General features: G+C 66.5%; 25 protein-coding genes, 2 tRNA genes and 1 pseudogene. 20 read left to right on the top strand and 8 right to left on the bottom strand.

Annotated features, from left to right (window positions below):
- Window positions 1–42: 42 nt before the first annotated feature.
- The 3 genes from ACTG4X_RS15735 to ACTG4X_RS15725 all read left to right on the top strand — a co-directional run bounded on the left by ACTG4X_RS15735 (window position 43) and on the right by ACTG4X_RS15725 (window position 1,116).
- On the top strand, window positions 43–747 hold the full coding sequence (locus ACTG4X_RS15735; RefSeq protein WP_307613973.1) for a glutathione binding-like protein: 705 nt from the start codon (window positions 43–45) through the stop codon (window positions 745–747).
- Between the two features lie 51 nt (window positions 748–798).
- Window positions 799–875, top strand: a tRNA-Pro gene (locus ACTG4X_RS15730).
- A 164-nt stretch (window positions 876–1,039) separates the two neighbouring features.
- Window positions 1,040–1,116 (top strand) — tRNA-Arg (locus ACTG4X_RS15725).
- A gap of 633 nt (window positions 1,117–1,749) precedes the next feature.
- Here ACTG4X_RS15725 and ACTG4X_RS15720 read toward each other — a convergent pair.
- The gene (locus ACTG4X_RS15720; RefSeq protein ID WP_440534395.1) at window positions 1,750–2,271 is read right to left on the bottom strand and encodes a helix-turn-helix domain-containing protein; all 522 of its coding nucleotides are present in this window, start codon (window positions 2,269–2,271) and stop codon (window positions 1,750–1,752) included.
- 305 nt (window positions 2,272–2,576) lie between these two features.
- Between ACTG4X_RS15720 and ACTG4X_RS15715 the strand changes: the two genes are divergently transcribed.
- Window positions 2,577–2,849 (top strand): helix-turn-helix domain-containing protein, encoded by a 273-nt coding sequence (locus tag ACTG4X_RS15715; protein ID WP_307613971.1) that lies wholly within the window; start codon window positions 2,577–2,579, stop codon window positions 2,847–2,849.
- Between the two features lie 159 nt (window positions 2,850–3,008).
- On the opposite strand, the gene ACTG4X_RS15710 is transcribed toward ACTG4X_RS15715, so the two are convergent.
- Window positions 3,009–3,440 carry a DUF3883 domain-containing protein gene (locus tag ACTG4X_RS15710; RefSeq protein ID WP_373423577.1) on the bottom strand — a complete coding sequence of 144 codons (432 nt, stop codon included), beginning with the start codon at window positions 3,438–3,440 and terminating at the stop codon, window positions 3,009–3,011.
- 127 nt (window positions 3,441–3,567) lie between these two features.
- On the opposite strand from ACTG4X_RS15710, the gene ACTG4X_RS15705 reads away from it, so the two are divergent.
- Complete coding sequence (locus ACTG4X_RS15705; RefSeq protein WP_307613970.1) at window positions 3,568–3,708, top strand: hypothetical protein; 141 nt, start codon at window positions 3,568–3,570, stop codon at window positions 3,706–3,708.
- Window positions 3,709–4,160: 452 nt separating this feature from the next.
- On the opposite strand, the gene ACTG4X_RS15700 is transcribed toward ACTG4X_RS15705, so the two are convergent.
- From ACTG4X_RS15700 to ACTG4X_RS15675, 6 genes and pseudogenes are all read right to left on the bottom strand, one after another.
- Window positions 4,161–4,946, bottom strand: coding sequence for a winged helix-turn-helix domain-containing protein (locus ACTG4X_RS15700; protein ID WP_307613969.1), 786 nt, complete (start codon window positions 4,944–4,946; stop codon window positions 4,161–4,163).
- Window positions 4,947–5,091: 145 nt separating this feature from the next.
- Window positions 5,092–6,375 (bottom strand): dienelactone hydrolase family protein, encoded by a 1,284-nt coding sequence (locus ACTG4X_RS15695; protein WP_440534239.1) that lies wholly within the window; start codon window positions 6,373–6,375, stop codon window positions 5,092–5,094.
- 46 nt (window positions 6,376–6,421) lie between these two features.
- On the bottom strand, window positions 6,422–6,946 hold the full coding sequence (locus ACTG4X_RS15690) for a flavin reductase family protein (RefSeq protein WP_307614633.1): 525 nt from the start codon (window positions 6,944–6,946) through the stop codon (window positions 6,422–6,424).
- A pseudogene (locus tag ACTG4X_RS15685) lies at window positions 6,923–8,155 on the bottom strand (styrene monooxygenase/indole monooxygenase family protein); the annotation flags it as partial. The pseudogene ACTG4X_RS15685 and the gene ACTG4X_RS15690, both read right to left, overlap by 24 nt.
- 14 nt (window positions 8,156–8,169) lie before the next feature.
- On the bottom strand, window positions 8,170–9,408 hold the full coding sequence (locus ACTG4X_RS15680) for a styrene monooxygenase/indole monooxygenase family protein (RefSeq protein ID WP_440534238.1): 1,239 nt from the start codon (window positions 9,406–9,408) through the stop codon (window positions 8,170–8,172).
- A gap of 28 nt (window positions 9,409–9,436) precedes the next feature.
- Window positions 9,437–10,228 carry an SDR family oxidoreductase gene (locus tag ACTG4X_RS15675; RefSeq protein ID WP_307614620.1) on the bottom strand — a complete coding sequence of 264 codons (792 nt, stop codon included), beginning with the start codon at window positions 10,226–10,228 and terminating at the stop codon, window positions 9,437–9,439.
- A gap of 178 nt (window positions 10,229–10,406) precedes the next feature.
- Here ACTG4X_RS15675 and ACTG4X_RS15670 point away from each other — a divergent pair, with 178 nt between their 5' ends.
- From ACTG4X_RS15670 to ACTG4X_RS15600, 15 genes are all read left to right on the top strand, one after another.
- Window positions 10,407–11,414: an AraC family transcriptional regulator gene (locus ACTG4X_RS15670; protein ID WP_307614619.1), complete on the top strand. Its 1,008-nt coding sequence runs from the start codon at window positions 10,407–10,409 to the stop codon at window positions 11,412–11,414.
- Window positions 11,415–11,576: 162 nt separating this feature from the next.
- Entirely contained in the window at window positions 11,577–12,359 is a 783-nt protein-coding gene (locus ACTG4X_RS15665) for a GntR family transcriptional regulator (RefSeq protein ID WP_093176804.1), read from the top strand.
- A gap of 21 nt (window positions 12,360–12,380) precedes the next feature.
- Window positions 12,381–13,586 carry an ABC transporter substrate-binding protein gene (locus ACTG4X_RS15660; protein ID WP_307614618.1) on the top strand — a complete coding sequence of 402 codons (1,206 nt, stop codon included), beginning with the start codon at window positions 12,381–12,383 and terminating at the stop codon, window positions 13,584–13,586.
- A gap of 12 nt (window positions 13,587–13,598) precedes the next feature.
- Window positions 13,599–14,471, top strand: coding sequence for a branched-chain amino acid ABC transporter permease (locus ACTG4X_RS15655; RefSeq protein ID WP_093058989.1), 873 nt, complete (start codon window positions 13,599–13,601; stop codon window positions 14,469–14,471).
- Window positions 14,468–15,448, top strand: a complete 981-nt coding sequence (locus tag ACTG4X_RS15650) for a branched-chain amino acid ABC transporter permease (protein ID WP_440534237.1) — start codon at window positions 14,468–14,470, stop codon at window positions 15,446–15,448. Before ACTG4X_RS15655 ends, ACTG4X_RS15650 begins: the two co-directional genes overlap by 4 nt.
- Complete coding sequence (locus tag ACTG4X_RS15645) at window positions 15,441–16,202, top strand: ABC transporter ATP-binding protein (protein ID WP_440534236.1); 762 nt, start codon at window positions 15,441–15,443, stop codon at window positions 16,200–16,202. The genes ACTG4X_RS15650 and ACTG4X_RS15645 overlap by 8 nt, the downstream gene beginning before the upstream one ends.
- Window positions 16,199–16,909 carry an ABC transporter ATP-binding protein gene (locus ACTG4X_RS15640; protein WP_307614615.1) on the top strand — a complete coding sequence of 237 codons (711 nt, stop codon included), beginning with the start codon at window positions 16,199–16,201 and terminating at the stop codon, window positions 16,907–16,909. The genes ACTG4X_RS15645 and ACTG4X_RS15640 overlap by 4 nt, the downstream gene beginning before the upstream one ends.
- Before the next feature lie 42 nt (window positions 16,910–16,951).
- The gene (locus ACTG4X_RS15635) at window positions 16,952–17,908 is read left to right on the top strand and encodes a tripartite tricarboxylate transporter substrate binding protein (protein WP_307614614.1); all 957 of its coding nucleotides are present in this window, start codon (window positions 16,952–16,954) and stop codon (window positions 17,906–17,908) included.
- Window positions 17,905–19,191: a 3-isopropylmalate dehydratase large subunit gene (locus tag ACTG4X_RS15630; protein ID WP_093078251.1), complete on the top strand. Its 1,287-nt coding sequence runs from the start codon at window positions 17,905–17,907 to the stop codon at window positions 19,189–19,191. Before ACTG4X_RS15635 ends, ACTG4X_RS15630 begins: the two co-directional genes overlap by 4 nt.
- The gene (locus ACTG4X_RS15625; protein WP_307614613.1) at window positions 19,188–19,709 is read left to right on the top strand and encodes a LeuD/DmdB family oxidoreductase small subunit; all 522 of its coding nucleotides are present in this window, start codon (window positions 19,188–19,190) and stop codon (window positions 19,707–19,709) included. Before ACTG4X_RS15630 ends, ACTG4X_RS15625 begins: the two co-directional genes overlap by 4 nt.
- Window positions 19,702–21,414 (top strand): hydantoinase B/oxoprolinase family protein, encoded by a 1,713-nt coding sequence (locus tag ACTG4X_RS15620; RefSeq protein WP_440534235.1) that lies wholly within the window; start codon window positions 19,702–19,704, stop codon window positions 21,412–21,414. The genes ACTG4X_RS15625 and ACTG4X_RS15620 overlap by 8 nt, the downstream gene beginning before the upstream one ends.
- A complete protein-coding gene (locus tag ACTG4X_RS15615) occupies window positions 21,411–23,465 on the top strand; it encodes a hydantoinase/oxoprolinase family protein (protein ID WP_307614611.1) in 2,055 nt (684 codons plus the stop codon). The genes ACTG4X_RS15620 and ACTG4X_RS15615 overlap by 4 nt, the downstream gene beginning before the upstream one ends.
- Window positions 23,462–24,076, top strand: a complete 615-nt coding sequence (locus tag ACTG4X_RS15610; RefSeq protein WP_440534234.1) for a cysteine hydrolase family protein — start codon at window positions 23,462–23,464, stop codon at window positions 24,074–24,076. The genes ACTG4X_RS15615 and ACTG4X_RS15610 overlap by 4 nt, the downstream gene beginning before the upstream one ends.
- Window positions 24,073–25,488, top strand: coding sequence for an FAD-dependent oxidoreductase (locus ACTG4X_RS15605; protein WP_307614609.1), 1,416 nt, complete (start codon window positions 24,073–24,075; stop codon window positions 25,486–25,488). The genes ACTG4X_RS15610 and ACTG4X_RS15605 overlap by 4 nt, the downstream gene beginning before the upstream one ends.
- Window positions 25,485–26,348 (top strand): isocitrate lyase/PEP mutase family protein, encoded by an 864-nt coding sequence (locus tag ACTG4X_RS15600; RefSeq protein WP_307614608.1) that lies wholly within the window; start codon window positions 25,485–25,487, stop codon window positions 26,346–26,348. Before ACTG4X_RS15605 ends, ACTG4X_RS15600 begins: the two co-directional genes overlap by 4 nt.
- Window position 26,349 lies beyond the last annotated feature (1 nt).

Genomic DNA, 26,349 nt, shown 5'->3' with positions numbered 1-26,349 from the left:
AGCTGCCGGGCTCGCATCAAATCCACCGGAGTGCCAGACAACATGCCTGCATCGCCCATCGAGGTCTATTCGTGGCCCACGCCGAACGGCCACAAGATTCACATCATGCTTGAGGAGTGCGGCCTGCCCTACCATGCGCACCCCGTGAACATCGGCAAGGGTGACCAGTTTGCGCCCGACTTCCTGCAGATCAGCCCGAACAACAAGATCCCCGCCATCACCGACCCCGACGGTCCGGACGGCAAGCCGATCTCGCTCTTCGAATCGGGTGCCATCCTCGTCTACCTCGCGGGCAAGACCGGCAAGTTTCTGCCTGCCGGCGACCGTGAACGCTACGACGTGCTGCAGTGGCTCATGTTCCAGATGGGAGGCGTCGGCCCGATGCTCGGCCAGGCGCACCACTTCCGCCTGTACGCGCCCGAGAAGGTCGCCTATGCGATCGACCGCTACAGCAACGAGGCCAAGCGCCTCTACGGCGTGATCGACAAGCAGTTGTCGAAGAACAAGTTCATTGCCGGCAAGAGCTATTCGATTGCCGACATCGCCATCTTCCCGTGGCTGCGCAGTTGGGAAAACCAGGGCATCACCCTCACCGACTTCCCGCAGCTGAAGGAATGGTTCGACGGCATCGCTGCACGTCCGGCCGTGCAGCGCGGCGTGAAGGTGCTGGCCGATCTGCGCCAGCCGATCACCGGCGATAAAGAACGCGAGATTCTCTTCGGCAAGACGCAGTACGAGAAACGCTGACTGAGAAACTTCGGGGATCGGCCAATATCCGGGCTAGAATAGAAGGCTTGTCGGGGTGTAGCGCAGCCTGGTAGCGCATCTGGTTTGGGACCAGAGGGTCGAAGGTTCGAATCCTTTCGCCCCGACCATAAAAATGAAATGCACACAGTCACCAGCGGGCTGTGTGCATTTTTCGTTTTGGATCGTGGAGTGCAGCGAGCCAAGGTGTGGAACTCGGTAGAATCCGCCGCTGCTGCTTAAGAGAAAAAGCTCCTAAGTCATTGATTTTCTTGGCTTCTCTCCAGCCTGAAATCTGCCCGTAGCTCAGTTGGATAGAGCACCTGCCTTCTAAGCAGGTTGTCGGGGGTTCGATCCCCTCCGGGCAGGCCAATTTCCAGTTTCAAGTAGCTCAGAACCATCCTGAAACCCGCCCTCCTTCGAGGAGAAGCGGGTTTTTCTTTGCTCCACGGCAGATCGGGGCATCGCATGTCTTGTCGGTACTTTTGTGGGTACCTGCGCTGTTGCCCAAACCAGGTACCGACAGCAAGGGGAAAAATCCAATGCTGACAGACACTTTCGTGAGGCAAGTGAAGCACAAGGGCACCGAGACCGGCGAGCGCTACGCGGACGGCGGCGGCATGTACCTGCGCGTCAAGCCGCGGGCACGTACTGGCGCATGGACTACCGGTTCAACGGCAAGGCGAAGACGCTGGCCCTGGGCGTCTACCCTGCCCTCATAGCCGCACAAGGACTTTGCCTCGGAGTTTCGACGTCGTCCAGCGACCGCCGCGTCCAAGCCGCCGGAACGCCCACACGGCCGCCGCATAAATTTCCTCACGGCTCCGCCAAGCAGAAGACCTCCGCTGTTGCCACCGTTCGGGACTTTCTCGGTGTTCGGCATGCCGAACACCGAGAGAAAGCTACGGACAGAGAGGTGAATCCGGCACGTAGAGAATTCGCAGGGGAAGCATCGAATGGGCATCCGCGTCGCCCGCGCAGCGCGGCAGGGCCGCCAAGAACAGCCTACTCTCGCAGCGTGAACACCACTGACAGGTAAGAGACTGGCTGAGTCTGAATGGCCTCGATCCCATGGAGTGCGGTCGCATCGAACAGCAGCGAGTCCCCTGCCCTCACCTCCGCAGTCCTGCCGCCGTAACGGTAGCTGACCTCCCCGGACAGGAAGTACAGGAACTTGAGACCCCGGTGCTGGAAGGTCACGTAGGGATCAGCGCCGGGCAGCAGCGTGACCAGATAGGGCTCGACGAACAGGTTGCCCGACAGGAGGTGACCCAGCAGCTCGTAGCGGTAGTCCGCCACGGCGCCGATCCGATCGACCAAGACACCATGTCCTGCACGCACATGGCAAAAGTCAGTGCGCCGCGCCTGATCACTGAAGAAGCGTGAGGCCGGCACATGCAGGCCCTGCGCGAGGCGCTCCAAGGTCTCGACCGAAGGCGAGACCAGACCGCGCTCGATGCGAGAAAGCATCGAGGCAGAAATCCCCGAGGTCTTGGCCAGTTCGCCGCCAGACACCTCGGCCGCCATGCGCAGCGCCCTCACCTGCGCGCCGATGCGAGCCGCGGACAGGCTGCGCACGACGGGTGCGGGCTGCCGCGGTTGGACACGCGTCACCGAAACGGGCAACCGCAGAGGTCGGGCCGTTGGCAGAGGTGAGGCGACTTGTCGACGCGTCATTGGATTCGTTGGCAGCGGTAGGAGCTTTGCATCTCGGCAACAGAGGCAACCCGCAGGAGGAGCGATCCATTGCGAAATTAGAAACGCAGATGCGCAACTCATTATGTACCATACAGGCGGGTGCATAAAGAAGTCCATGCAGCGAGATTCGTTGCATGCGATCGACGCAGGATCCCGCACTACTGAAAGCCTTTGCGGCCGAGCTGAAGGCTCGGCGGGCAGTGCGCGGGTTCAATCAGGAAGAGCTCGGTTTTGCGTCGGGCCTCAATCGCACATTCATTGCCAAATTGGAGACGGCCACTACCAGCCCTTCATTGACCAGTTTCATCTTCTTGTGCAATGGGCTCGAGGTAGAGCCGTCGGAACTCATGAGTTCCTTGATGAAGCGCTACAAGAAAGAGCTGCGGACTAAGTCGGCGGCCGAGTAGGAGATCTCGCCGATCATCCAGGGCAATCGCTACTCCGATTGAAGCCATCTCTGTAGATGCCGCTGACCGGCTCCGAAGTCGGAGCGCGTCGGCCATCTGCCCCAAGGCCTGCTCAGCAGGCAAAGCGCAAAAGGGACAAGACTTTTCAGCCCCTGCAGATCACCCGACCACCCGTCGGAACGACGCTCGATAGTCAATGGGCTCCAGATGAACCTGGTCTTCCAAGCTGCCCTTGAGGATGTAAAGCTTCGGCTGTTCGCGGAACTGAAACACACGATAGAGATGAAACGCCTCCTCCGCCTCTGCGGCGAAGTCCAACTCGTTGCGGCTGATGATGAAGGAGGAGGCATGCCCACCGTTGGTGGTCTTGACCTCGATGAAACGATGCTCGCCGGGCCGCTCGTGCGAGAGGATGTCGTAGCCAATCCCGTCGCCGAGGCGATCCGAGACCCAGTCCAGCTGCTGAAATAGTTCCGGGTGCCCGGCGTCTGCGAGCCGCCATTGCTCGAAGCCGATGACCCACTGCTCACCGGCGCGGCCAAGATTCCGGTTCGCTTCGTCGCGCTGAGCCCAGTTCGTTTGACGCGGCAACCTGACCTTCGGCCCTCCCTCGACACCTGCACCAGCGTCTCAGAATCCGGCGGTTCGACCACGGAGGCATGAAAAACCTGCTGGTCCGGCGTCTTGACCTCCTCCATCGCATCGACGGCGCTGCCGCGTGGAAGTCGCGATTGATGAGGTTCTCGGGCGCCGGACTGATCAGTCGAAACAGGAAGCGCAGGCTTTGGTTGTGGAATTCGGCTGCATCAGCCAAGCCAGCGGATCCGTCGGTACTTTTGTCGGTATTGCTGATGGGTAAACGCAAGAGATTGCACATTCTTGCACCCTGCAGCAGGGTGTTCGCTCCCCTCCGGGCTCCAAACCGTCCTGTGACTTGAGGCAAACCTCGGCCATTCGAGGTGCGTTAAGAAGATTTTTTCTTGGCCAAACTGACGTAGCTTCCAACGGCCAGCCAATGCCCGGCACAAATTCTGTGCAGTCGGGTCACTTTTCTGGAGGCTGCTCAGCCATCTTCAGACTACGCTTCCAGCTCGCTTTGAAGACTTTGCTGCTTCGCAGCAACCGGATTGCTTCGGCGATGCGCCGGCACGAAGGCCGTTAGACCGAACGCTGGAGAACATAGCGCTGTGTGGTCACACTGGAAGATCGATCTGCTGGCACCATTGGTGCTCGAGAGCCTGCTCTGGTCCGCGACACGCAGTGTGCGTTTTCGCTCCCTCTCTTCAACCCGCCTGTCCACCTGCTCTTGCTCTACAAGGGTTCGGTACGTTCCTCGAGGACGTACCCCTCGCCTCGCACCGTATGCAGCAGCTTCGACTCGAACGGGGCGTCAAGTTTGCTGCGCAGGCGAAGGATGGCTACGTCGACCACGTTGGTCTTGGCATTGAATTCCATATCCCAGACGCGCCTGGCGAGCTGGGACCGTGAAAGTACCTTGCCCTGGTTGCGAAGCAACACCACCAGCAACGTGAACTCCATCCTGGTCAGTTCGAGTTCGGTCCCATCGCGGGAGAACTTTGAGCGCCGTTCGTCGAGCTCCAGATCGGCCAGGCGCAGCACTGGTTGATGGCGTACACCGGTGCTGCGGGCCAGTGCCTTGACGCGGGCCAGCAGTTCGGAAAACTGGAACGGCTTGACCAGATAGTCGTTCGCTCCAAGCTCCAGGCCCGCTATGCGAGCGGCAACGCTGTCGCGTTCGGTCAGAACCAGGAGAGGTGCATCCGTCTTGCGCCGGATCGTTCGAACGGCATGGACTCCGTCCTGGCCAGGTCGCATCGAGTTCAGGAGGATGAGCGCGTAGTCCTGTGCGATGGCCGGGTTCACGGTTGCGTTTTCGCTGTTCACGATGTCCACGGTGAAACCGTTTCTCTCCAGTCCTTCGTTGAAGGTCTTGCACTGGGTCGATTGATGGTCGATGAGCAAGACCCGCATGAGGTCCATGTCCTCGTCGAGCTCTGCGCTGCGTGCATGGCTGGTGCCGAGAAACGAGCCGCTCAGTGCGGTTTCAAGAGGAAGCGGGGAAACATACAGTCGCACAAGTTCTCCTGTTCCAGCGCCCAGGTGGAGCCGTTGCACTTTTATATGCATCGAGGAGTTATTGATCTAATTCATCATTTCTGCCGATGAGGCGGCGTTGCCTCTCTGCGTTCGCAAAGACGGTGTTCGAATGCCCGACCTGGGCTTACGTGGTCTGTGCGTAGATTTCCAGGCTCGCTTGCCCACCTCTGTTACCCAAGTACATCAGGGTGTTCGACGGCAGCGTCTCGTCCAGCAGCTTGCGCGCCGTCTCGACACCCGCCACCGGCAGCAGCTTCGCATCGAGCAGGCCCACCTGCACCAGCACGCTGGCCTGGTCCCAGTAGATATGCTCGTGATAGAGCTTGTCGCCGCGGAACTTGATGACCGCGAGCAGTGGCACTTCGACGCGCTTGCCCGTGGGCGCGACGCCCGGGAGCATCCACGGGATTTCGGTGGTGTGGGTGAAGCAGAACAGCATCTCGTCCACCACCTGCGTGGCGCCCACCGTGCGCGAGATCGGCACCAGCGAGGTGTCGGGCGGATTGCTGTTGACGAAGTGGTTCGTATAGAACGCATGCAGCGCCTTGTAGCCCACGCCGCCGGTCATGGTCGGGATGTGGTTGACGTACGGCTCGGCCACCATGGTCGACATGGTGTCGTCGACGTTGCGGGTGGCGAACTCGCATTCGCAGTGCTTGTCCCACAGCGCCGAGAGGTCGTAGTGCGGGCCGATGGCGTCCTTCAGCGTGGCGATGCTGCGCTCGTGCGCCATCAGCGCCGAGGGCTTGTGGAAGTGCTCGCCGCCGGCGCGTGCGAAGGCGTGGTCCATGCCGGGATACACGTAGAGCGAGACACCGGACCGGCCCCGGAGCACGGCGACGATGCGGTCGCGCGCCTCGGGCGGGCAGAACTTGTCGAGCTCTGCGATGTGCAGCGTGAGCGGGCGCTTGATCTTGTCGGCTTCGTCGAGTGCGGCGTCGATGCCCACGCCGTAGTAGCCGACGGCAACATCCGCATCGGTGCGACAGGCCGCCAGGTAGGCCAGCTTGCCGCCCAGGCAGAAGCCGAGCACGCCGACTTTCTTCGAAGGCACCTCGGCGCGGCCGCGCAGCGCATCGATGGCGGTCTGCATGTCTTCCATGCCCTTGGCCTCGTCGAAGCCGCCGTAGAGCGCGAAGGCGCGTTGCCAGTCGTCTGGCGAGTAGCCCAGCTCCACGTTCGGCTCCTGCCGCCAGAACAGGTCAGGCACCAGCGCCACATAGCCTTCTTCGGCGTAGTAGTCGGCCACCTCGCGCATCGTGTGGTTGATGCCGAAGATTTCCTGTGCGAGCACCAAGCCGGGGCCGCTGCCCGAGCTCGGCACGGCGAGGTAGCCGCTGAAACTGCCGCTGCCGTCGGTGGCCTGGATGCGGATGTGGTGCGTGGCGTCGGGCGCTTTTTCCTGCATATGAACTGCTCCGTTCAAGGGTTGGATGATGGTGCGGGCCATGCGCTCATTGCACGCATTCCGGATGTCGCGTGGTCACCTGGTAGTAGCCCGAATGAAAGACCAGCGGCTCGCCGTCGAAGCGGTCGTAGCGCTCGACTTCGCCGATGAAGATCAGGTGGTCGCCGCCGTCGTATTGCTTCACGTTGCGGCAGATGAACCGGGCGACGACGCCACTCAGCAACGGCACGCCGGCCGTGCCTTCGCAGCAGTCCACCCCGCCGAACTTGTCCGCCTGCGGCGTCGAGAACTGGCGCGACAGGTGGTGTTGATGTGCCGCCAGCACATTGATCGCGAAGTGGCTGGCGCCGGTGAAGTCGGCCACGCTCGGCGCCTGCCGGGCCAGGCTCCACAGCACTAGCGGCGGGTCCAGCGAGACCGAAGAGAACGAATTGGCGGTCATGCCCACGCGACGGCCGTCGAGGGCCCGGGTCGTGATGACGGTCACGCCGGTGGTGAACTGTCCGAGGGCCTTGCGAAGGTCGCGTCGGTCGAAGCGGTCGACAACCGCCTCGCGCGCCCGGGTTTCCAGAAAACGGTCTGCCTCGACGCCATCGAACCACCAGGGCGCGAAGATGCGCGGATCATCGAAGCCGTTGACGATGGTGCTCGCAACCGCGGGCATGTGGGTGGCGCTTTGCAGCAGCTTCAGCAGGTGCGGCTTCGGCGGCGCGAGCAGGCTGTTCGTCCAGTCGGTGGCCCAGCGGGCATAGCCTTCCCAGTAACGGTCGAAGGTTTCCTGCATCCACGCGGCGTCGAACGGTGCGTCGCCGTGTTCGAGGATCCGCTTCAGGTAGATGTCGGCGCACTTGGCTGCGTTGTTGGCGCCCTGGCCGGTGATCGGATCGTTGAGCACCACAGCGTCGGCCAGGCCCAGCACCTTGCGCCCCGAAGGCAGCGTCGCCACTGGCTTGCGCACCGTCGGCGCGAAGCGGCCCGCGAGAATGCCGTTGTCGTCGGTCAACTCGATGTTCGTGCAGCGTTCCGCTTCCCACGGCAGGAAGGTGTCGAGAATCCACTTGCTGCGCGCGAGGTGTTCCTGCGGCGTCTTCACATCGGTCCAGCAATCCATCGGGCCGCCGGGCACGCCTTCGAACACCATGATCTCGCAGGGCCCCGTCGTGGTCAGCGCCGGAAACACGAAGTACTCGCCCACGCCGGGAATGAGGTTGAAGCACACGGCCGAGTACGGCTCGCGCGGCTTCATCCCCTTCACGTAGGTCAGGGCCAATGCACGCTGAGGTCGATCGAATGGCGAGCGCTCCGTGTCGCGCTCGAACAATTGCGAGATCTCGCCCTTGCCGCTTGCAACGACCACAAGATCGTGCGTTGCGGCGCAAGCCTCCAACGCATCGAGCCCCACGTCCTGCAGCACGAGCCGGCCGCCGCGCTTCTCGAACTCCGCCATCCAGGCGGGTATCTTGAGCCGCTGGTCGATCGACTGCGCAGGCCCGTCGAGCCTCGCGCTCCATTCGAGGGCCTTGCCACCTTCCGGGTTGCGCACCGTCATTCCGATGCTTTCCACCGGTGGGCATTTGTCCGTCCACCAGTCCAGCGCCAGCTCGCGCTCGGTCTGCAGCGCGGTCTCGAACATGCACTGGCTGGACATCACCGGCCCTTCGAAAATCTCCCTCGCCGTGCGGTTCGAAAGAACCGTCACCTCGTGCCCCGCGCGCTGCAGGCCGAGCGCGAGCTGCAGGCCGGACTGTCCGGCGCCGACGATGGCCACGCGTCGCTTCATGCGTTCGCTCCAGGCTATGCGACGGACGCGCAGGTTTCGATGTAGCGATCCGCCTCCGCGGGTTCCGCGAACCACGGGAAGAATGTGCGCGGATCGTCGAACCCGTTGGCGAAGGCACTGGCCAGCGGCGGCATCGCGCCGGCGGTGCCGAGCAGCTTGAGTACATGGGGCGGCGGCGGTGCGAGCAGCATGTTGGTCCACTGCGTGACCCATTGCGCGTAGCCGAACCAGTAGCGGTCGAAGGTCTGCTGCATCCACGCAGCATCGGCCGCGCCATCTCCGCGCGCGAGGATGCTCTTGAGGTACGTGTCGGCGCACTTGGCCGCGTTGTTGGAACCTTGCCCCGTGATCGGGTCGTTGAGCACCACCACGTCGGCCAGACCCAGCACCTTGCGCCCCGAAGGCAGCGTCGCCACCGGCTTGCGCACCGTCGGCGCGAAGCGGCCCGCGAGGATGCCGTTGTCGTCGGTCAACTCGATGTTCGTGCAGCGCTCGGCTTCCCACGGCAGGAAGGTGTCGAGAATCCACTTGCTGCGCGCGAGGTGTTCCTGCGGCGTCTTCACATCGGTCCAGCAGTCCATCGGGCCACCGGGCACGCCTTCGAACACCATGATCTCGCAGGGCCCCGTCGTGGTCAGCGCCGGAAACACGAAGTACTCGCCCACGCCGGGAATGAGGTTGAAGCACACGGCCGAGTACGGCTCGCGCGGCTTCATCCCCTTCACGTAGGTCAGCGCCAGTGCACGCTGCGGCTTGTCGAAGCTCGACTTGTGCGCGTCGCGCTCGAAGAGCTTCGAGACCTCGCCCTTGCCGCTGGCCACCAGCGTGAGGTCGTGGCTTTGCGTACAGGCCTCGAGCTCGTCGATGCCCGCGTCCTTGAAGACGAGTTCGCCGCCCTTCTTCTGGAACTCGCCCATCCAGGCCGGGATCTTGACGCGCTGGTCGACCGACTGGGCGCTCGAATTCAGCCGTGCGACCCAGTCGATGGCCTTGGCCCCCTTCTGCTCGGGATGCGGCACGGCCAGCCCGATGCCGTCCACCGTGGGACAGTCGTGCGCCCAGAGGTCCAGGTCCAGGTCGCGCTCGATCTGCAGCGAGGTGTGGAACATGCACTGGCTCGACATGACCTTGCCGTGGCGGATGTCTTCGCCCGTACGGTTGCTGAACATCGTGACCTCGTAGCCTGCCGCGAGCAGTCCGAGACCCAGTTGCAGGCCCGACTGGCCCGCGCCGACGATGGCGATTCGCTTCATTGCTTGCTCCTTGATGCTCCGTTCGGAGCTAGTCCATCAACTTGGGAATGGCGGGCACGGCCTGCTCGGGGCCCATGGCGGCATAGCCGCCGTCCACCGCGTAGTCGGCGCCGGTCACGAAGCTCGCGTGGTCCGAGCAGAGGAACAGCACGACCTGCGCCACCTCGTCCGGATCGCCGACGCGCCCAAGCAGATGGAAAGGCGCGGCCACGCGGTCGGTCTTGGCGCGGTCACCGCCGCTGAGGCGGTCCATCACCGCCGACCATGTCCAGCCCGGCGACACGCTGTTCACGCGGATGCCATCCGACGCAAGGTCCATCGCCATGTTGCGGGTGAGCTGCGCCATCGCGGCCTTGCTCACCGGATAGAGCCAGCGCCCCGTCTGCGCCACGCGCGACGAGATGCTCGTGAAATTGACCACCGCCCCGCCGCCGGCCGCCACCATGTGCGGGTGCACCGCCTGCAGCATCGCCACCGCGCTCGCCACGTTCACGTTGAACGACGTGAGCCAGTCGGCGCGTGGCGACTTGAAGCCGTCGTCCACATACGAGCACGCAAGGTTCACGAGAAAGTGCACGCCGCCATGCTGCGCGGCCGCCTGCGCCACGCAGGCCTGCACTTGCGCGTCGTCGGTGATGTCGGTGCGCACGAAGCGCACGCCGGAGCCGAGTGAATCGGCCAGTGCCTGGCCGTTGACGGCATCGATATCGGCGACAACGACCTTCACGCCGGCCGCGTGCAGCGCGCGCACCACGCCGGCGCCTATCAGTGTGGAGCCACCGGTGACGATGGCGCTCCTGCCTTCGAGTCCCTTGAACATGACGCTTGCTCTCCTCGGTTGATCGGGCAGGCCGGCTGGCCTGTGGAGCGAACGTTATGAGCAAGCAGGCGTTCGGCGAATCCCGCAAACGCAGGCCCTGTCCCTGGCGCGCAGGTTTTTGTCGAGGGGTGATCCGAATTGTGGGTGGGGATGGTTTTTGCTAGGGTGACTGCGCCCCATGGAAACCGTCACGACCCCACCGCTGCCGCTGCAGCGCTACCGGCTTTTCGAGAGCCACGACATGGACGAGGCCCGCGAAAGCGTGGCCCGCGTGTTCTGTCCGCACGGCCTGGTCATGCTGCGACCCCGCACCGAACTCGACGCCTGCCACCACAGCGCGCGGTTGCATCGGGACGTGAGCCTCAATTACGTGCAGTACGGCCCCGGCGTGCAGATCGACCCGGGCTACCTGCAGGATTTCTTCCTGTTGCAGATCCCGTTGCGCGGCGGCGCCGAGATCCACTGCGGCGCGCAGCACGTGGAAGCGACGCCCCGTCTCGCATCGCTGCCCTCGCCCACCGAACCGCTGTCGATGCGCTGGGCCGACGACAGCCCGCACCTGATCGTGCGGCTGGCGCGCTCGGCGCTGCTCTCGCGGCTCGAGTCGCTGCTGCAGGCCCCCGTCAGGCAGGCCCTGGTGTTCGATCTGGGCGTGCCGCTGGACAGCCCCGCGCTGGCGCCGGTGGTGCATTTCATCGACTATCTGCGGCTCACGCTCGACGCCGGCAACACGCTGCAGGCCGGCGGCCCTTTGGCCGAGCATGCCGAGGCGTACCTGATGGCGAGCCTGCTGATGTCGGCAGGGCACAACCATTCGCGCGCCCTGGCCGGCGAAGCGCAGCGCAGCCTGCTGCCGCGCGTGGTCCGCAGGGCGCAGGAATACATGGCAGCCCATGCCGATGAACCGCTGTCGCTGGCCGACGTCTGCAGCGAAGTCGGCTGCAGTGCGCGCGCGCTGCAGCTGGCGTTTCGCCAGCACGCGGGCCAGGGGCCGATGGAGTTTCTGCGCGAGATCAGGCTCGACCGGGTGCGGGCCGAGTTGCTGGCATCGGCCGGCATCGCCGCAGTCGGCGTGCGAGAGGTGGCGCAGAAGTACGGCTTTCTTCATTTGGGCCACTTCGCGGCGCAATACCGCGCCCGCTTCGGCGAGCGGCCGTCCGAGACTCGGGCATCGCGCACCTTCTGATGCGCCTCCCCCACCCTGTTCGATGCCCCCCGCTTCGTCGAGGGTCTGAAACGCCGCATCGACGGTGCGCAATTCCACCAGTCTGGCCTGAGACCCATCTCGATCTCAAATGTCCCATTGACAGAACATTGAAACTGCAAAAACATCAAAGGCATGTCGCAAATGCCTTTGCCCAAATATCACCAGATCTACTTGGTCCTGCGTGAACAGTTGCACGAAGGGCGTTTCGCGGAGGGCCTGCCCGGCGAGCTCGCGCTCATGGCGCAATTCGGTGTGGCGCGCGTCACGGTGCGCCGCGCACTCGAACAGCTGTCTTCCGAAGGCCTGATCGCGCGCAACCCCGGCCGCCGCACGCGTGCCCTGCCACCGCCGGTCAGCGGTGAGAGCCCCGGCACCAAAGGCATGGAACGCGCCAATCTGCGCGGCCTGCTCGAGAACCTGGTCACCATGGGCCTGCACACCTCGGTCAAAGTCATCGAGGTCGCGACCATCACCGCCTCCACCCAGGTGGCCGAGGCGCTGCAGCTGCAGCTCGGCGACCCGGTGCAGAAAGCCGTGCGCGTGCGTTCCACCAAGGAGGGCCCGCTCTCCCACATCACCACCTACGTGCCCGACACGATCGCGCGCCGCTTCGGCCGCCGCGAGCTGTCGAAGAAGCCCATCCTCGTGCTGCTCGAGGAGTCGGGCGTCAAGGTGGGCCGCGCGCACCAGACCATCTCCGCGCGCCTGGCCGACAACGTTCTCGCACAGCACCTTGATGTCTCGGTCGGCTCGGCCCTGCTCGCGGTGCGCCGCCTGATCTACGACGAAGACGAGCGGCCCGTGCAATGGCTGCACGGCCTCTACCGCCCCGATCGCTACACCTACGAGATGCAGCTCTCCCGCGTGGGCAGCATCGACGCGAAGGTGTGGGTCAGCAAAGACGTGTCAGCCCAGTTCAACTGAAGAGAAAAGGAAAGCCCCACCATGCAGAACCGCCGCCGTTTCGTGTCGCAGTCCGCCGCCCTGGCGACTGCCGTTGCCTTCCCGCTCGTGGCAGGGGCGCAGCCCAGGACCGTCAAGGTCGGCGTGCTGCATCCGGTCACCGGGGCACTGGCCTATTCGGGCCAGCAATGCCGCCTCGGCGCGCTGATGGCCATCGAGGACATCAACGCCGCGGGCGGCATCAAGTCGCTCGGCGGCGCGAAGCTGGAGGCCCTGCTGGGCGATGCGCAATCGCAGCCGCAGGCCGGCTCGGCCGAGGTCGAGAAGATGAACGAGGCCGGCGTCTCGGCCATCGTCGGCGCCTATGCCTCGGCCATCTGCCTCGCAACCACGCAGGCCGCGGCCAAGTACAACCTGCCGCACGTGGTGGACGTGGGCGTGGCCGACCAGATCGTGGAGCGCGGCCTGAAGAACACCTTCCGCTTCGGCCCGGGCTACAAGAAGTCGACCGAGGTGGCCATGGCCAACCTGCTGGTGCTCAACAAGGCCGCGGGCAACCCGGCCAGGACCGTGATGATCATCCACGAAGAGTCGCTGTTCGGCGCCGGCACCGCACAGCTGCTCTCGCGCGAGCTGCCGGGCTACGGCTTCGAGGTGAAGGAGGTGGTGAAGCACGCCAACCCCACGCGCGACTTCAACAACATCGTGCTGCGCATGAAGTCGATCAACCCCGACATCGTGATCCCGGCCAACTACTACAACGAATACGCGCTGCTGGTGCGTACCATGCAGCAGCAGAAGGTGGTGCCCAAGGCGATCTTCTCGGTGCTGGGCGGCGCGGCATCGAGCTACAAGTTCGTGAAGGAATTTCCGGACGCGGCCAACGGCATCATCGACTGCAACCACTGGTTCAACCCGAAGGACAAGCGCGCGCAGGACCTGCGCAAGCGCGTCGAGGCCAAGGGCCAGTTCTTCAGCTACGAGGTCTTCATGACCTACACCGCGATGTGGCTGCTGGCCGATGCGCTGGAGCGCGCCAAGTCGACGGAGCGTGCCGCAATCGTCGACGCGCTCGAGAAGAGCACCTTCGGCAACCACTTCATGCCCTATGGCCCCACGAAGTTCGTCAACGGCCAGAACGAAGGCGCGCAGCCGCTCATGACGCAGGTGGTGAAGAACGACATCAAGGTCATCATTCCGCGCGACTATCGCGAGGTCGAGCCGGTGTTCCCGCTGCGCGCTGCCTGATCGGAAGGCAGGATGTTCGATTTCGGCATTCTTTTCCCGTCGGTCCTGAACGGGCTGACGACGGGCGCGGTGTACGCACTGATCGCGCTGGGGCTTACGCTGATCTACGGCGTCCTGCACATCATCAACTTCGCGCATGGCGCCAGCCTGATGCTGGCGCTGTACGCGGTGTACTTCCTCAAGGAGCGCCTGGGCGTCGACCCCTACCTTGCGTTGCCCATCGTGGTGCTCGGCATGTTCGCGCTCGGCTACGCGCTGCAGCGCGTGGTCATCAACCGCGCGGGTCACGGCAAGGACGAGAACATCCTGCTCGCCACGCTCGGCATCGCCATCGTCATGGAGAACCTCGCGCTGCTGTTCTTCAAGTCCGACACGCGCAACATCGACACCGCCTACTCGCTGAGCACCGTCGCCATCGGCCCCGCGATGATCGCCGTGCCCAAGCTCGTCGCCTTCGCGGGTGCGCTGGTCGTCTCGGGCATCCTGTTCTGGATCATGGGCCGCACCGACCTCGGCCGCGCGATCCGCGCCGTCGCCAAGGAGAAAGAGGGCGCCAAGCTCATGGGCATCGACGTCGACCATGTCTACGCGATGAGCTTCGGAATCGGCCTCGCTTGCCTCGGCGCGGCCGCTTGCTTCCTGCTGCCGGCCTACTACGTCAACCCACAGGTCGGCGGCGGCTTCGTGCTCGTGGCCTTCACCATCGTCGTGCTCGGCGGCATGGGCAGTTTCGTCGGGGCGCTGATCGGCGGCTTCCTCGTCGGCGTGGTCGAGTCGCTCGGCGGGCTGTACCTCGGGGAATCGCTCGGCCAGATCGGCATCTTCGCGATCTTCATCGGCGTGGTGCTCTTCAGGCCACAGGGCATGTTCGGAGCCAAGGCATGAGCGCGGGCCTGAAGCAACTCCCGGGCATTGCGCTCTTTGCCGTGCTGGTCGGCTGCGTGCCGTTCGTCACCACCTCGGGCGTCACGCTCAACTTCGTGATGATGGCGCTCTACGCCACGCTCATCGCACAGGCCTGGAACATCCTCGGCGGCTTCGGCGGGCAGTTCTCGTTCGGGCATGCGCTGTTCTTCGGCACCGGTGCGTACATCCAGGCGATCGCGCAGCTGCAGGGCGGCATCAACGCCTGGGTCGCGCTGCCGCTCGCGGTGATCGGTGCCGCGCTCGTCGGCCTCTTCATGGGCGCCCTCACCTTCCGCTACGGCCTCAAGGGCTCGTATTTCGCGCTCGTCACGCTGGCCTTTGCCGAGGTGTTTCGCATCCTTGCACTGTCGGTCGACTTCACCGGTGGCGGCGTCGGGCTCATGGTGCCGCTGCGCGAGTCAGTGGCCAACCTGCAGTTCTCGACGCGCGCTGGCTACCTCTGGGTGGTGCTCGCGATGGTCGTCGCCGCGCTGCTCGTGACCTGGTGGCTGCGCAACGGCCGCTTCGGCGCCTACCTGCAGGCGGTGCGCGACAACGAGGATGCGGCGCGCGCCGTCGGCGTCAATCCGTTCCGCGTCAAGCTGGCGGCCATCGGTCTGTCGGCAGCCTTCATGGGCGCGGCCGGCGCGTTCTACGTGCAGGTGTTCCAGTACATCGATGCCGGGATCGCCTACGGCCCGGCCGTGTCGATCGAGGCGCTGGTCGCGGCCATCGTGGGCGGCATGGGCACGATGTGGGGGCCGGTGCTCGGCGCCGTCGTGCTGCACCTGCTGTCGGACTTCACGCGCAACCTCTTCGGCGAACTGCCCGGCATCAACATGGTGATCTACGGCACGGTGCTGGTGCTCATCGTCATCTTCGTGCCACGCGGCATCGCGGGCATCGGGCTGTCGGTGCGGCAACTGTGGAAGGCGAAGGGAGACCGCAATGACTGAAGCCCTGCTGGCCATCGATGGCCTCTCGCGCTCCTTCGGCGGCCTGAAGGCCGTGCAGAACGTGAGCCTCTCGGTGCGCGAGGGCAGCCTGAGCGCGCTGATCGGCCCGAACGGCGCGGGCAAGACCACGCTGTTCGCGCTGATGTCCGGCTTCCTCAAGCCCGACACCGGCTCCGTGCGCTTCGCGGGGCAGGACATCACCGGCCGCGAGCCGCACCGCAACGCCGCGCTCGGCATGACCCGCACCTTCCAGATCGTGAAGCCCTTCGCCGCGCAGACCGTGCGCGAGAACATCGCCGTCGGCGCGCACCTGCATGTGCGCGGCCGCGCCGAGGCGCTGCAGAACGCCGAAGCTGTCGCGCTGCGCGTGGGCCTCGCGCCGCAGCTCGACAAGCCCGCCTCGGACCTCACCGTGGCCGGCCGCAAGCGCCTCGAACTGGCCCGCGCGCTCGCGACACGGCCGCGCCTGCTGCTGCTCGACGAAGTGCTCGCCGGTCTCAACCCGCAGGAGATCGCCGAGATGATGCCGGTGGTGCACGGCATCGCCGACAGCGGCGTCACCGTGCTGATGATCGAGCACGTCATGCAGGCCGTGATGCACCTGGCCGAGCATGTGTGGGTGCTGGCGCAGGGCCGGCTGATCGCAGAGGGCACCCCGGCGCAGGTGACTTCCGACGACAAGGTCGTCGAAGCCTATCTGGGCCACGGCACCGCGGCGCGGCTGCGCAAGGCCGCATCGGGAGTTGCAGCATGAGCGCACTGCTCGATATTCAGGGCCTGCGCGGCGGCTACGGTCGCGTCGAGGTGCTGCGCGGCGTCGACCTGCACGTGAACGCGGGCGAGATGGTCGCGCTGCTCGGCAGCAACGGCGCGGGCAAGTCCACGCTCAACAAGATGGTCTGCGGCCTCTGCCCGGCCTGGGGCGGCACGGTGCGTTTCGACGGCAAGGACCTGAGCGGCGCGCACTACCGCGACGTCGTCAAGGCCGGCCTGATCCAGGTGCCCGAAGGCCGCAAGGTGTTCCCCAACCTCAGCGTGCGCGAGAACCTGGAACTCGGCTCCTTCACGCGGGCACGCGAGCGCCGTGCGGCGAACCTGGAGAAGTCGTTCCACATCTTCCCGCGGCTGCGCGAGCGCATGGATCAGCACGCCGGCACCATGAGCGGCGGCGAGCAGCAGATGCTGGCCATCGCGCGCGGCCTCATGGCCGAGCCGGTGCTGCTGATCCTCGACGAGCCCTCGCTCGGCCTTTCGCCGCTGCTGGTCGAAGAGATGTTCTCGCTGATCCGCGAACTGCGCGACGGCGGCCTCGCGGTGATGCTGGTCGAGCAGAACGTCGGCCAGTCGCTCGAAATTGCCGACCGCGCCTACGTGCTGGAAAACGGCAGCGTGCGCTTCTCGGGCCTGCCCGGCGAGTTGCTCGGCAGCGACGAACTGCGGCGCGCGTACCTGGGGCTCTGAGCCCTCAAAAAAAAGCACCCCATCTCCCTGGAGACACAACACATGAAAAGACGCGACATCCTCCTCTCGTCGCTGGCCGCGGCATGGGCCGGCAGTGCCTTTGCACAGATCGGCAATGCGCCGGTGCGCATCCTCGTCGGCGCGCCCGCGGGCGGCTCGACCGACACGCTGGCACGCTCGCTCGCCGTCAGCATGGGCCCGGCACTCGGCCGCACGGTCATCGTCGAGAACCGGCCGGGCGCGGGCGGCAACATCGCCGCCGATGCGGTGGCCAAGGCCACGCCCGACGGCAACACACTGCTGATGAGCTTCACCAGCCACGCGATCAACGCCACGCTCTACCCGACGCTGCCCTTCGACCCGGTGAAGGACTTCACCGCGCTCACCTGCGTGGCGACCTCGCCCTCGATCCTCGTCGCGCACCCGTCGGTGCCTGCGAAGGACGTGCGTGAACTCATCGCGCTCGCCAAGGCAAAGCCGGGCCAGCTCAACTTCGCGATCGGTGCGGTGGGCTCGTCGCTGCACATGGCGGGCGAGGCTTTCAAGATGCAATCGGGCGTGAACATCGTGAACATCCCCTACAAGGGCACCGCGCCCGCCGTGCAGGACGTGCTCGCCGGCCAGGTGCAGCTGATGTTCGCGGCCGTGGGCAACGTCAAGGCGCACATCCAGGCCGGCAAGCTCAAGGCGCTGGGCGTGACCACGGCGAAACGGCTGCCGGCCTTTCCGAATGTGCCGGCGATTGCCGAGGCGCTGCCCGGCTACGAATCGAGCGCATGGTTCGGCCTCTTCGGCCCGGCCCGCATGCCTGCCGACCGCGTCAAGCAGATCGGCGACGCGGCGCGCCATGCGCTGCAGCAGCCCGACATGCGCCAGCGCCTCGATACCGAGGGCGCGATTCCGGTCGGCAACTCGTCCGAACAGTTCTCGGCCTTCGTGCAGAGCGAGATCGTGCGCTGGGCCGAGGTCGTCAAGTTCTCGGGAGCCAAGCCGGAATGACATCGATGGCTCCAACCCGCGCGCCAGCCCTGACCCTGGCGCAGAAGCTCATCGCACGCGCGAGCGGACGCGAGCGGGTGTCGGTGGGCGAGATCGTGACCTGCGGCGTCGACATGGCGATGTTCCACGACTCCTCGGGCCCGCGCCGGCTGCAGCCGATGCTGGAAGAGCTCGGCGCGCAGATCTGGGACCGCTCGCGCGTGGTGCTCGTCATGGACCATTACGTGCCCGAGCGCGACGACGATTCGCGCCGCATCGTGCGCATCGCACGCGACTGGGCGCGCGACCAGAAGCTGCCGCACGTGTACGACAGCCAGGGCATCTGCCACGTGGTGGTACCGCAGCACGGCCACATCCGACCCGGCATGCTGTGCGTGGGCGGCGACTCGCACTCGCCCACGGGCGGCGCTTTCGGCGCCTACATGTTCGGCATCGGCAGCACCGAGATGCTGGGCGTGATGGTCACCGGCGAGATCTGGCTGCGCGTGCCCGAGACCATCCGCATGTGGTGGGACGGCGCGCTGCCCGCGGGCGTGACCGCCAAGGACATGATGCTGCACATGATCGGCCGCTTCGGCATGAACGGCGGGCGCTACCAGGCGGTCGAGTTCGCCGGGCCTGCGGTCGCTGCGCTGTCGATGCAGGAGCGCATGACGCTCTCCAACATGAGCGCCGAACTCGGCGCGCAGGCCGGATTGATCGCGCCCGATGCGACCACGGCGCAATTCCTGGCCGAGGCCGGCGCGCCGCCAGTGGACATGGCGCCCTGGTTCACCGACGACGATGCCGCGCTCACGGACCACCGCTTCGATGCATCCACGCTCGAACCGTACATCGCCGCACCGCACAGCCCGGCCAACGCCCACGGCGTGAGCCGGTACGTGGGCACGCGCGTCGACGTGGCCTACATCGGCGCCTGCACCGGCGCCAAGCTGGACGACCTGCGCGCTGCCGCGCAGGTGCTGCGCGGCCACAAGGTGGCGAGCGGTATCCGTCTCATCGTGGCGCCCGCCAGCCTGCGCGACCAGGAGCAGGCGCGCGAGGAAGGCGTGCTCCAGGTGCTGATGGATGCCGGCGGCGAACTTTTCCCGACGGCCTGCGGCGCTTGCTCGGGCTACGGCGACCCGATGGGCGACGACATCACCGTCATCTCGACCACGGCGCGCAACTTCAAGGGCCGCATGGGCTCGCCGACTGCGCAGGTCTACCTGGGCTCGCCCTACACGGTGGCGGCGGCCGCATTGCGCGGCTGCGTGACCGATCCGCGCGAGGTGCTTGCATGAGCGCAACCAAAGCGACGCACCGCGTCTGGCGCCTGGGCGCCGACATCGACACCGACCTGCTCGCGCCGGGCCATGCCATGAAGCATGGCATCGACATCATCGCGCAGCACTGCCTCGAAGCCATCCGCCCCGACTTCGCCCGCGGCGTGCAGCGCGGCGACGTGCTGGTGGCCGGGCCCAACTTCGGCATCGGCTCCTCCCGCGAGCAGGCTGCCGCCGTGCTGGTGCACCTGGGCGTGACGGCGGTCATCGCGCCCTCGTACAGCGGCCTGTATTTCCGCAATGCCTTCAACGTGGGCCTGCTGCTGCTGACCTGCGCCGAGGCCGAGACCTTGAGCGAAGGCGAGCAGATCGCCCTCGACACCACGGCTCCCGAGATCGTCGCACCCGGCCGCAAGCGCCTGGCCTGCGAGCCGGTGCCCGGATTCCTCATGGACATGGTCCGCGCCGGCGGACTGTTGAACCAGTTGCGCCAGCGCTCCGGCCGCCCCGCCTTCAAGAAAGCCCCCGATGCATGATCCTTCTTCCGCCACAACCCTCGACCCCGTCACGCTCGCCGTCCTGCGCGGCCGTCTCGAGCAGGTGGCCGATGAGATGGACGCCACGCTCTACCGCAGCGCCTTCAACCCCATCATTGCCGAGGCGCACGACGCCTGCCACGGCCTCTACGACGCGGCGAGCGGCGACACGCTGGTGCAGGGCAAGTCGGGCCTGCCGGTGTTCGTCGGCGCCATGGCTTTCGCGGTGCGCGCCACAGCCAAGGCAGCCGAGCCGCGCGGCGGCATGAACGACGGCGACATCTGGATCAGCAACGACGCCTACGACGGCGGCACGCACGCCAACGACTTCAAGCTGGTGAAGCCGTTCTTTCGCAACGGCAAGCTCTACTGCTACATGGCCTCGGCTGCGCACTGGCACGACGTGGGCGGCGCGGTGCCGGGCAACTACAACCCGGCCGCCACCGAGTGCTGGCAGGAGGCCGTGCAGATTCCGCCAGTGCGCATCGTGCAGGGCGGCGTGCTCGATGCGGACGTACTCGCGATCCTGCAGGCCAACACGCGCCTGCCCGACAGCCTCTGGGGCGACCTGAACGGACAGCTCGCCGCGCTGGAGCTCGGCGAGAAGCGGCTGAACGGTTTGCTCGACGAGTATGGCGACGACCTGGTGCTCAACGCCCTCGGCGAGCTGCGCAGCCGCGCGCTGCGCCTGATGCGCTCGCACATCGCCTCGCTGCCCGACGGGCGCTACAGCTTCCAGGACGTGCTCGACAACGACGGCATCGTGAACGAGCCGCTGACCATCGCGCTCGACATGACGGTGGCCGGCGACCGGCTGCTGCTCGACTTCTCGCGCACCTCGCCGCAATGCGCGGGGCCTGTGAACATCTCGCGCGCCACGGCGGTGGCCGCCTGCTACGTCGCGCTCAAGCACCTGTTCCCCGATGTACCCCCCAATGCCGGCGTGCTCGATGCGGTGGACTTCGACATTCCCGACAAGCTCGTGATCAGCTGCGAGCGCCCGCGTCCGGTCGGCGGCTACACCGAAACCATCCTGCGCATGATCGACGTGATCTTCAGCGCGGCGGCGCAGGCCGACCCGACGCGCGCGGTGGCGCAGGCCTACGGCACGATCAATGCGCTGTCGATCGCGGGCCACCGCAGCGACAAGGGCCGCGAAGGCCAGCGCTGGGTGATGTTCAGCTTCTTTGGCGGCGGCCATGGCGGCCACTCGGGCGGCGATGGGCTCTCGCACGGCAATGCGCCGATCTCGACCGCGACGATTCCGCCGCTCGAAATTCTCGAAGCCGCCTACCCGGTGCGCTTCACCGAATGGTCGCTGCGCGCCGATTCGGGCGGCGACGGCCGGCATCGCGGCGGCCTCGGCGCCGTCTACGAAATCGAGCTGCTGGAAAAAGACGCCGAAGTGTTCGTCTTCGGCGAGCGCGGCACCTTGCCGCCCAAGGGCATCGCGGGCGGCGGCGAAGGCGCGGTCAACAAGTTCAGCTACGAGAACGCAGGCGAGTGGCACACGCCGCCAATGGTGTCGAAGATGCGCGGCATCCAGCTCACGCGCGGCGAGCGCGTGCGGCTCGAAACGCCCGGCGGCGGCGGCTGGGGCAGCGCCGCCGAGCGGCCTGCGCAACAGCGCGAGGCCGACAGCGCGATGGGCTATGTGACAACCGGCACCCCCACCGGCGGCAGCAAGAAGAAGGCGTCCGAATGACTCCCACTGGTAAATCCCTTGTCGTCGGCGTCGATGTCGGCGGCACCTTCACCGACCTCTTCGTGCTCGACGAAGCGAACGGCACGGCGCGCATCGTCAAGGTGCCCTCCACGCGCGGCGAAGAAGCGCGCGGCTTCATGAACGGCGTGGCGCGCGTGGCCGACTCGGCCGCGGCCATCGCCACCATCGTCCACGGCACCACGGTGGGCACCAACGCGCTGCTCGAACGCAAGGTGGCGCGCACCGGCATCATCACCACGCGCGGTTTTCGCGACGTGCTGGAGATGCGCCGCCGCGACCGGCCCGAGACCTGGGGCCTGCGCGGCAGCTTCACGCCGGTGGTGCCGCGCGACCTGCGCCGCGAAGTCGACGAGCGCGTGCTCGCCGACGGCACGCTGCACACCGCAGTCGATCTGGACCAGGTGCGCGCCGAAGCCCGCTCGCTGCTCGACGCCGGCTGCGAGGCCGTGTGCGTGTTCTTCATCAACACCTACGCGAACCCCGAGAACGAGCGCCTGGCCGTCGAGGCGGTGCGCGCGCTCTGGCCCAACCCGCACGTCACCTCGGCCAGCGAAGTGCTGCCCGAGATCCGCGAGTTCGAGCGCTGCTCGACCGCCACGCTCAATGCGGCGCTGCAGCCCGTGGTGGGCGGCTACCTCGAGCGGCTCGAATCCGACCTGCGCGGCCAGGGCTTTGCCGGCGAGCTGCTGGTGGTGCAGAGCAACGGCGGCGTGATGTCGCGGCAGACCGCGAGCGACCTGCCGGTGCGCACGGCGCTGTCGGGCCCGGCGGCCGGCGTGATCGCCTGCGCGGCCATTGCGCGCGCGGCGGGCTTTCCGAACGCGATCACCGGCGACATGGGCGGCACCTCGTTCGACGTGTCGCTGGTGGCGAACGGCGAAGCCGCATTGGCCGCGCAGACCGCGATCGAGTTTGGCATGGTGATCCGCTCGCCGATGATCCAGATCGAGACCATCGGCGCCGGCGGCGGTTCCATCGCCTCGGTGGATGCGAGCGGCATGCTGCAGGTCGGCCCCGAGTCGGCCGGCAGCGTGCCGGGGCCGGCCTGCTACGGGCGAGGCAACATGCGCCCGACGGTGACCGATGCGAACGTGCTGCTGGGCCGCATCGCTGCCGATCGCCCGCTGGGTGGAGGGCTGCTCGCGGCGCTGGATGCGCAGAAGTCGCGCCAGGCGATCGAGGAGCACGTCGCCCGGCCACTCGGCCTGGACGTGCATGCGGCCGCGGAAGCCATCCTCACCGTGGCCAATGCGCGCATGGCGGGCGCGATCCGCCTTGTGTCCATCGAACGCGGCCACGACCCGCGTCGCTTCGCCTACATGCCTTTCGGCGGTGGCGGTGCGCTGCATGTGTGCGCGATGATGCGCGAGGTGGGCGTCGCGACCGGCATCGTGCCGCGCTATCCCGGCGTGACCTCGGCCCTCGGCTGCGTGATCGCCGACATGCGCCACGACGCGGTGCAGACCCTCAACAAGCCTTTGACCGAGCTCGATGTGGGTGACCTGCAGCGCCGCATCGACGAGCTGGCCGCGAGTTGCCAGCAGCGCCTGGATTCATCGGGCGTGCGCTTCGACGAGGTGCGCGAGGTCATCGCACTCGACATGCTCTACGCGGGCCAGACGCACACGCTGCCTGTGGTGCTCGCCGACGCGGGCAAGGCGCCGATCACGGCCGCATCGATCCGCGCCGCGTTCGAGGCCAGCTACACCGCCGCATTCGGCCGGGTGCTCGAAGGCATCCCGATCCGCGTGATGAACCTGCGCTATGCACGCATCGGCGTGCGACCGAAGTTCGACCTGAAGGTGCTGGCACCCGAAGGGCGAGGCAGCATCGTGCCGCTGGGCACGCAGCGCGTGTTCCACCACGGCCAGTGGCATGAGGCCGTGCGCTACGCGCGGCTCGAACTGCCAGTGGCTGCGCGCATCGAAGGCCCTGCAATCCTCGAACAGGCCGACACCACCGTGTGGCTCGAACCCGGATTCCACGCCGAGGTCGACCCGCACGGCAACCTTCTGGTGAGGCTGTCATGAGCACAGGCAAGACATTCGTTGCAGCGAAGACCGCGCTGGTCGTCATCGACCTGCAGAACGACTTTCTCGATGCCAACGGTGCCTATGCGCGCGGCGGCGACACCAATCCGCCGGCGCTGCTGCTGCCGGTGCGCGTGGCCGAGGTGGCGCGCGCACTCAAGGCGGCGGGTGGCCTCGTGGCCGCAAGCCAGTTCACACTGTGGCCGGACGCGGCCGGCGAGCCGATGGTGTCGCCGCACCTCAAGGCGATGCGCCCCTATCTGAAAAAGGGCGACTTCGCGCCCGGCAGCTGGGGCCAGGCGAACGTCGACGCGTTGACCGGGCTGGTCGACGTGACGGTGAGCAAGGTCGCGTACTCGGCCTTCTTCAACACACAGCTCGACTGGGTGCTGCGCCACGCCGGCATCGACACGGTGGCGGTCTGCGGCATCGTCACCAATGGCGGCGTCGCGAGCACCGTGCGCGATGCGCACATGCGCGACTACCGCACGCTGGTGCTGTCCGATGGGTGCGCGGCCTTCGGCGAAGAACGCCACCAGACCTCGCTGGCCGACATGCGCAACGTGGCCGAGGTGACGGACTGCGCGGCCTTCATCGCATCGCTCGCATGACGACAAAGCCTTCACGCCACATCCGTCGCGCCGCGCAGGTCGAGGCCGAAGTGCACGTGCCGGTGGCCATCGTCGGCGGCGGTGCCTGCGGGCTCACGACCGCACTGATGCTGAGCGATGCGGGTGTGGCCTCTGTGGTGCTGGAGCGCGACGCGCTGCCGAGCGGATCGACCGCGCTGTCCTCCGGCTTCATCCCCGCGCCCGGCACTCGCGCGCAGCGAGCGCATGGCGTGCATGACGACAGCGCCGGGCGCTTCGCCGCCGACATCCAGGCCAAGGCCCATGGCCAGGCCGCGCCTGCGCTGGTCGAGGCCTATGCGACGTCCATCGGTCCGGCACTCGATGCGCTGCAGGAACGGCACGGCCTGCAGTGGATGCTGCTCGACGGCTTTCTCTATCCGGGTCACAGCGTACATCGCATGCATTCGCTGCCGCAGAAAACCGGTGCGTCGCTGATGGCGGCCTTGCAAGCGGCCGTCGAAGCGGCGGGCATTCCCGTGCTGACGCAAGCGTTGGTCGATACATTGGTACTCGATGCCGAAGACCGCGTGATCGGCGCCGACTACTTGCGCCCCGATGGCAGCCGCGAAACACTGGCCTGCGATGCGCTGCTGCTCGCGTGCAATGGCTTCGGCGGCAATGCGGAAATGGTCCGCACGCTGCTGCCCGAGATGGCCGAAGCCACCTTCGGCGGTCACGCCGGCAACGACGGCAGCGCGATCCTGTGGGGCCAATCGCTGGGTGCACGTCTGCGCGACCTCGGCGGCTACCAGGGCCATGGCTCGTGGGTCACGCCGCAAGGGGCCCTGATGTCGTGGGCCGTGATGATGGAAGGCGGCGTACAGCTCAACTGCGAAGGCCGGCGCTTTCACGACGAGACGCTGGGCTACTCGGAGGCCGCGGTACACGTGCTCGCACAACCGGGCGGCATTGCCTGGAACGTGTTCGACACGCCGCTGCTCGCACTGGCGCGGGGCTTCCCCGACTTCTGCGAGGCTGAAGCGGCGGGCGCGTTGCGCCGCTGCGAATCGGTGGCTGCGCTGGCGGATTGCATCGGCTGCGAGTCTTCCGTGCTGCAAGGCACGTTCGACTCCATGCGCGCCAGCACGCCACCGCCCGATGGCCGCGTGTTCGCGCGCGCGCTCGAAGCGCCGTACTTCGCAGTGAAGGTCACGGGCGCGCTGTTCCACACCCAGGGCGGCCTCGACACCGCGCCCGACATGCGCGTGCTGCGGCACGACGGCACGCCCTTCGCCAACCTGTTCGCCGCCGGTGGCGCGGCGGGCGGTGTTTCTGGCGATGAGGTGTGGGGTTATCTCTCCGGCAACGGCCTGCTGAGCGCGGTGGCCGGAGGCTACATCGCGGCGCGCACCGCCGCTGCATTGATCCATTCGACGAAAGCGTCTCCATGACGAACCCTTCCCTCAAGACCCGGCTCGCGCGCCACGACATCGTGCTTGCGCCCGGCGTGTACGACGCGCTCAGCGCCCTCGTGGCCGAGCGGGCCGGTTTCGAGGCGCTCTACCTCTCGGGCGCCTCCATCGCCTATACGCGCCTGGGCCGCTCCGACGTCGGCCTCACCACCTACACCGAGGTGGCCGATACCCTGGCCCGCATCACCGAGCGCGTGAGCCTGCCGGTGATCGTCGATGCCGACACCGGTTTCGGCAACGCGCTCAACACCCAGCGCACCGTGCGCGGCTTCGAGCGCGCGGGCGCGGCGATGGTGCAGATCGAAGACCAGACCTTTCCCAAGCGCTGCGGCCACCTCGACGGCAAGGCCGTGGTGCCCGAGCGCGAGATGGTCGGCAAGCTCAAAGCCGCGCTGGACGCGCGCACCTCGAGCGACACGCTGATCCTCGCGCGCACCGATGCGGTGGCGGTCGAAGGCCTGGAGGCCGCGCTCGACCGCGCCGAGGCCTACCTCGCCTGCGGCGTGGACGCGCTCTTCGTCGAGGCGCTGCGCTCGCCCGAGCAAATGGACGCGGCCTGCCGGCGCTTCGGCGACCGGGTGCCGCTCCTGGCCAACATGGTCGAAGGCGGCAAGACGCCGATCCAGGACGCGGACGCGCTGCAGAAGCACGGCTTTCGCATCGCGATCTTTCCGGGCGGCACGGCGCGCGCGGTGGTGCACACGCTGCAGGGCTACTACGCGAGCCTGCACCAGCACCGCACCACGCAGCCGTGGCGCTCGCAGATGCTGGACTTCGAGGAACTCAACGAAGTGATCGGTACACCAGATTTGATACGCAACGGGCAGAAGTACGAATAAG

Origin of the sequence: Variovorax sp. YR566 (assembly GCF_051992195.1) — a bacterium.
Lineage (GTDB): Bacteria > Pseudomonadota > Gammaproteobacteria > Burkholderiales > Burkholderiaceae_C > Variovorax.
Note: the sequence above shows the minus strand (reverse complement) of the source record. Positions and strands in the feature narration are given on the sequence as shown.

Bases quoted from the DNA above. Each gene is read 5' to 3' on its own strand.
- ACTG4X_RS15735 (WP_307613973.1), top strand. From the start codon at position 43: ATGCCTGCATCGCCCATCGAGGTCTATTCGTGGCCCACGCCGAACGGC.
- ACTG4X_RS15720 (WP_440534395.1), bottom strand. From the start codon at position 2,271: ATGGCGGCCGAGGTGTCTGGCGGCGAACTGGCCAAGACCTCGGGGATT.
- ACTG4X_RS15715 (WP_307613971.1), top strand. From the start codon at position 2,577: ATGCGATCGACGCAGGATCCCGCACTACTGAAAGCCTTTGCGGCCGAG.
- ACTG4X_RS15695 (WP_440534239.1), bottom strand. From the start codon at position 6,375: ATGCAGGAAAAAGCGCCCGACGCCACGCACCACATCCGCATCCAGGCC.
- ACTG4X_RS15680 (WP_440534238.1), bottom strand. From the start codon at position 9,408: ATGAAGCGAATCGCCATCGTCGGCGCGGGCCAGTCGGGCCTGCAACTG.
- ACTG4X_RS15675 (WP_307614620.1), bottom strand. From the start codon at position 10,228: ATGTTCAAGGGACTCGAAGGCAGGAGCGCCATCGTCACCGGTGGCTCC.
- ACTG4X_RS15670 (WP_307614619.1), top strand. From the start codon at position 10,407: ATGGAAACCGTCACGACCCCACCGCTGCCGCTGCAGCGCTACCGGCTT.
- ACTG4X_RS15665 (WP_093176804.1), top strand. From the start codon at position 11,577: ATGCCTTTGCCCAAATATCACCAGATCTACTTGGTCCTGCGTGAACAG.
- ACTG4X_RS15660 (WP_307614618.1), top strand. From the start codon at position 12,381: ATGCAGAACCGCCGCCGTTTCGTGTCGCAGTCCGCCGCCCTGGCGACT.
- ACTG4X_RS15655 (WP_093058989.1), top strand. From the start codon at position 13,599: ATGTTCGATTTCGGCATTCTTTTCCCGTCGGTCCTGAACGGGCTGACG.
- ACTG4X_RS15650 (WP_440534237.1), top strand. From the start codon at position 14,468: ATGAGCGCGGGCCTGAAGCAACTCCCGGGCATTGCGCTCTTTGCCGTG.
- ACTG4X_RS15645 (WP_440534236.1), top strand. From the start codon at position 15,441: ATGACTGAAGCCCTGCTGGCCATCGATGGCCTCTCGCGCTCCTTCGGC.
- ACTG4X_RS15640 (WP_307614615.1), top strand. From the start codon at position 16,199: ATGAGCGCACTGCTCGATATTCAGGGCCTGCGCGGCGGCTACGGTCGC.
- ACTG4X_RS15635 (WP_307614614.1), top strand. From the start codon at position 16,952: ATGAAAAGACGCGACATCCTCCTCTCGTCGCTGGCCGCGGCATGGGCC.
- ACTG4X_RS15630 (WP_093078251.1), top strand. From the start codon at position 17,905: ATGACATCGATGGCTCCAACCCGCGCGCCAGCCCTGACCCTGGCGCAG.
- ACTG4X_RS15625 (WP_307614613.1), top strand. From the start codon at position 19,188: ATGAGCGCAACCAAAGCGACGCACCGCGTCTGGCGCCTGGGCGCCGAC.
- ACTG4X_RS15620 (WP_440534235.1), top strand. From the start codon at position 19,702: ATGCATGATCCTTCTTCCGCCACAACCCTCGACCCCGTCACGCTCGCC.
- ACTG4X_RS15615 (WP_307614611.1), top strand. From the start codon at position 21,411: ATGACTCCCACTGGTAAATCCCTTGTCGTCGGCGTCGATGTCGGCGGC.
- ACTG4X_RS15610 (WP_440534234.1), top strand. From the start codon at position 23,462: ATGAGCACAGGCAAGACATTCGTTGCAGCGAAGACCGCGCTGGTCGTC.
- ACTG4X_RS15605 (WP_307614609.1), top strand. From the start codon at position 24,073: ATGACGACAAAGCCTTCACGCCACATCCGTCGCGCCGCGCAGGTCGAG.
- ACTG4X_RS15600 (WP_307614608.1), top strand. From the start codon at position 25,485: ATGACGAACCCTTCCCTCAAGACCCGGCTCGCGCGCCACGACATCGTG.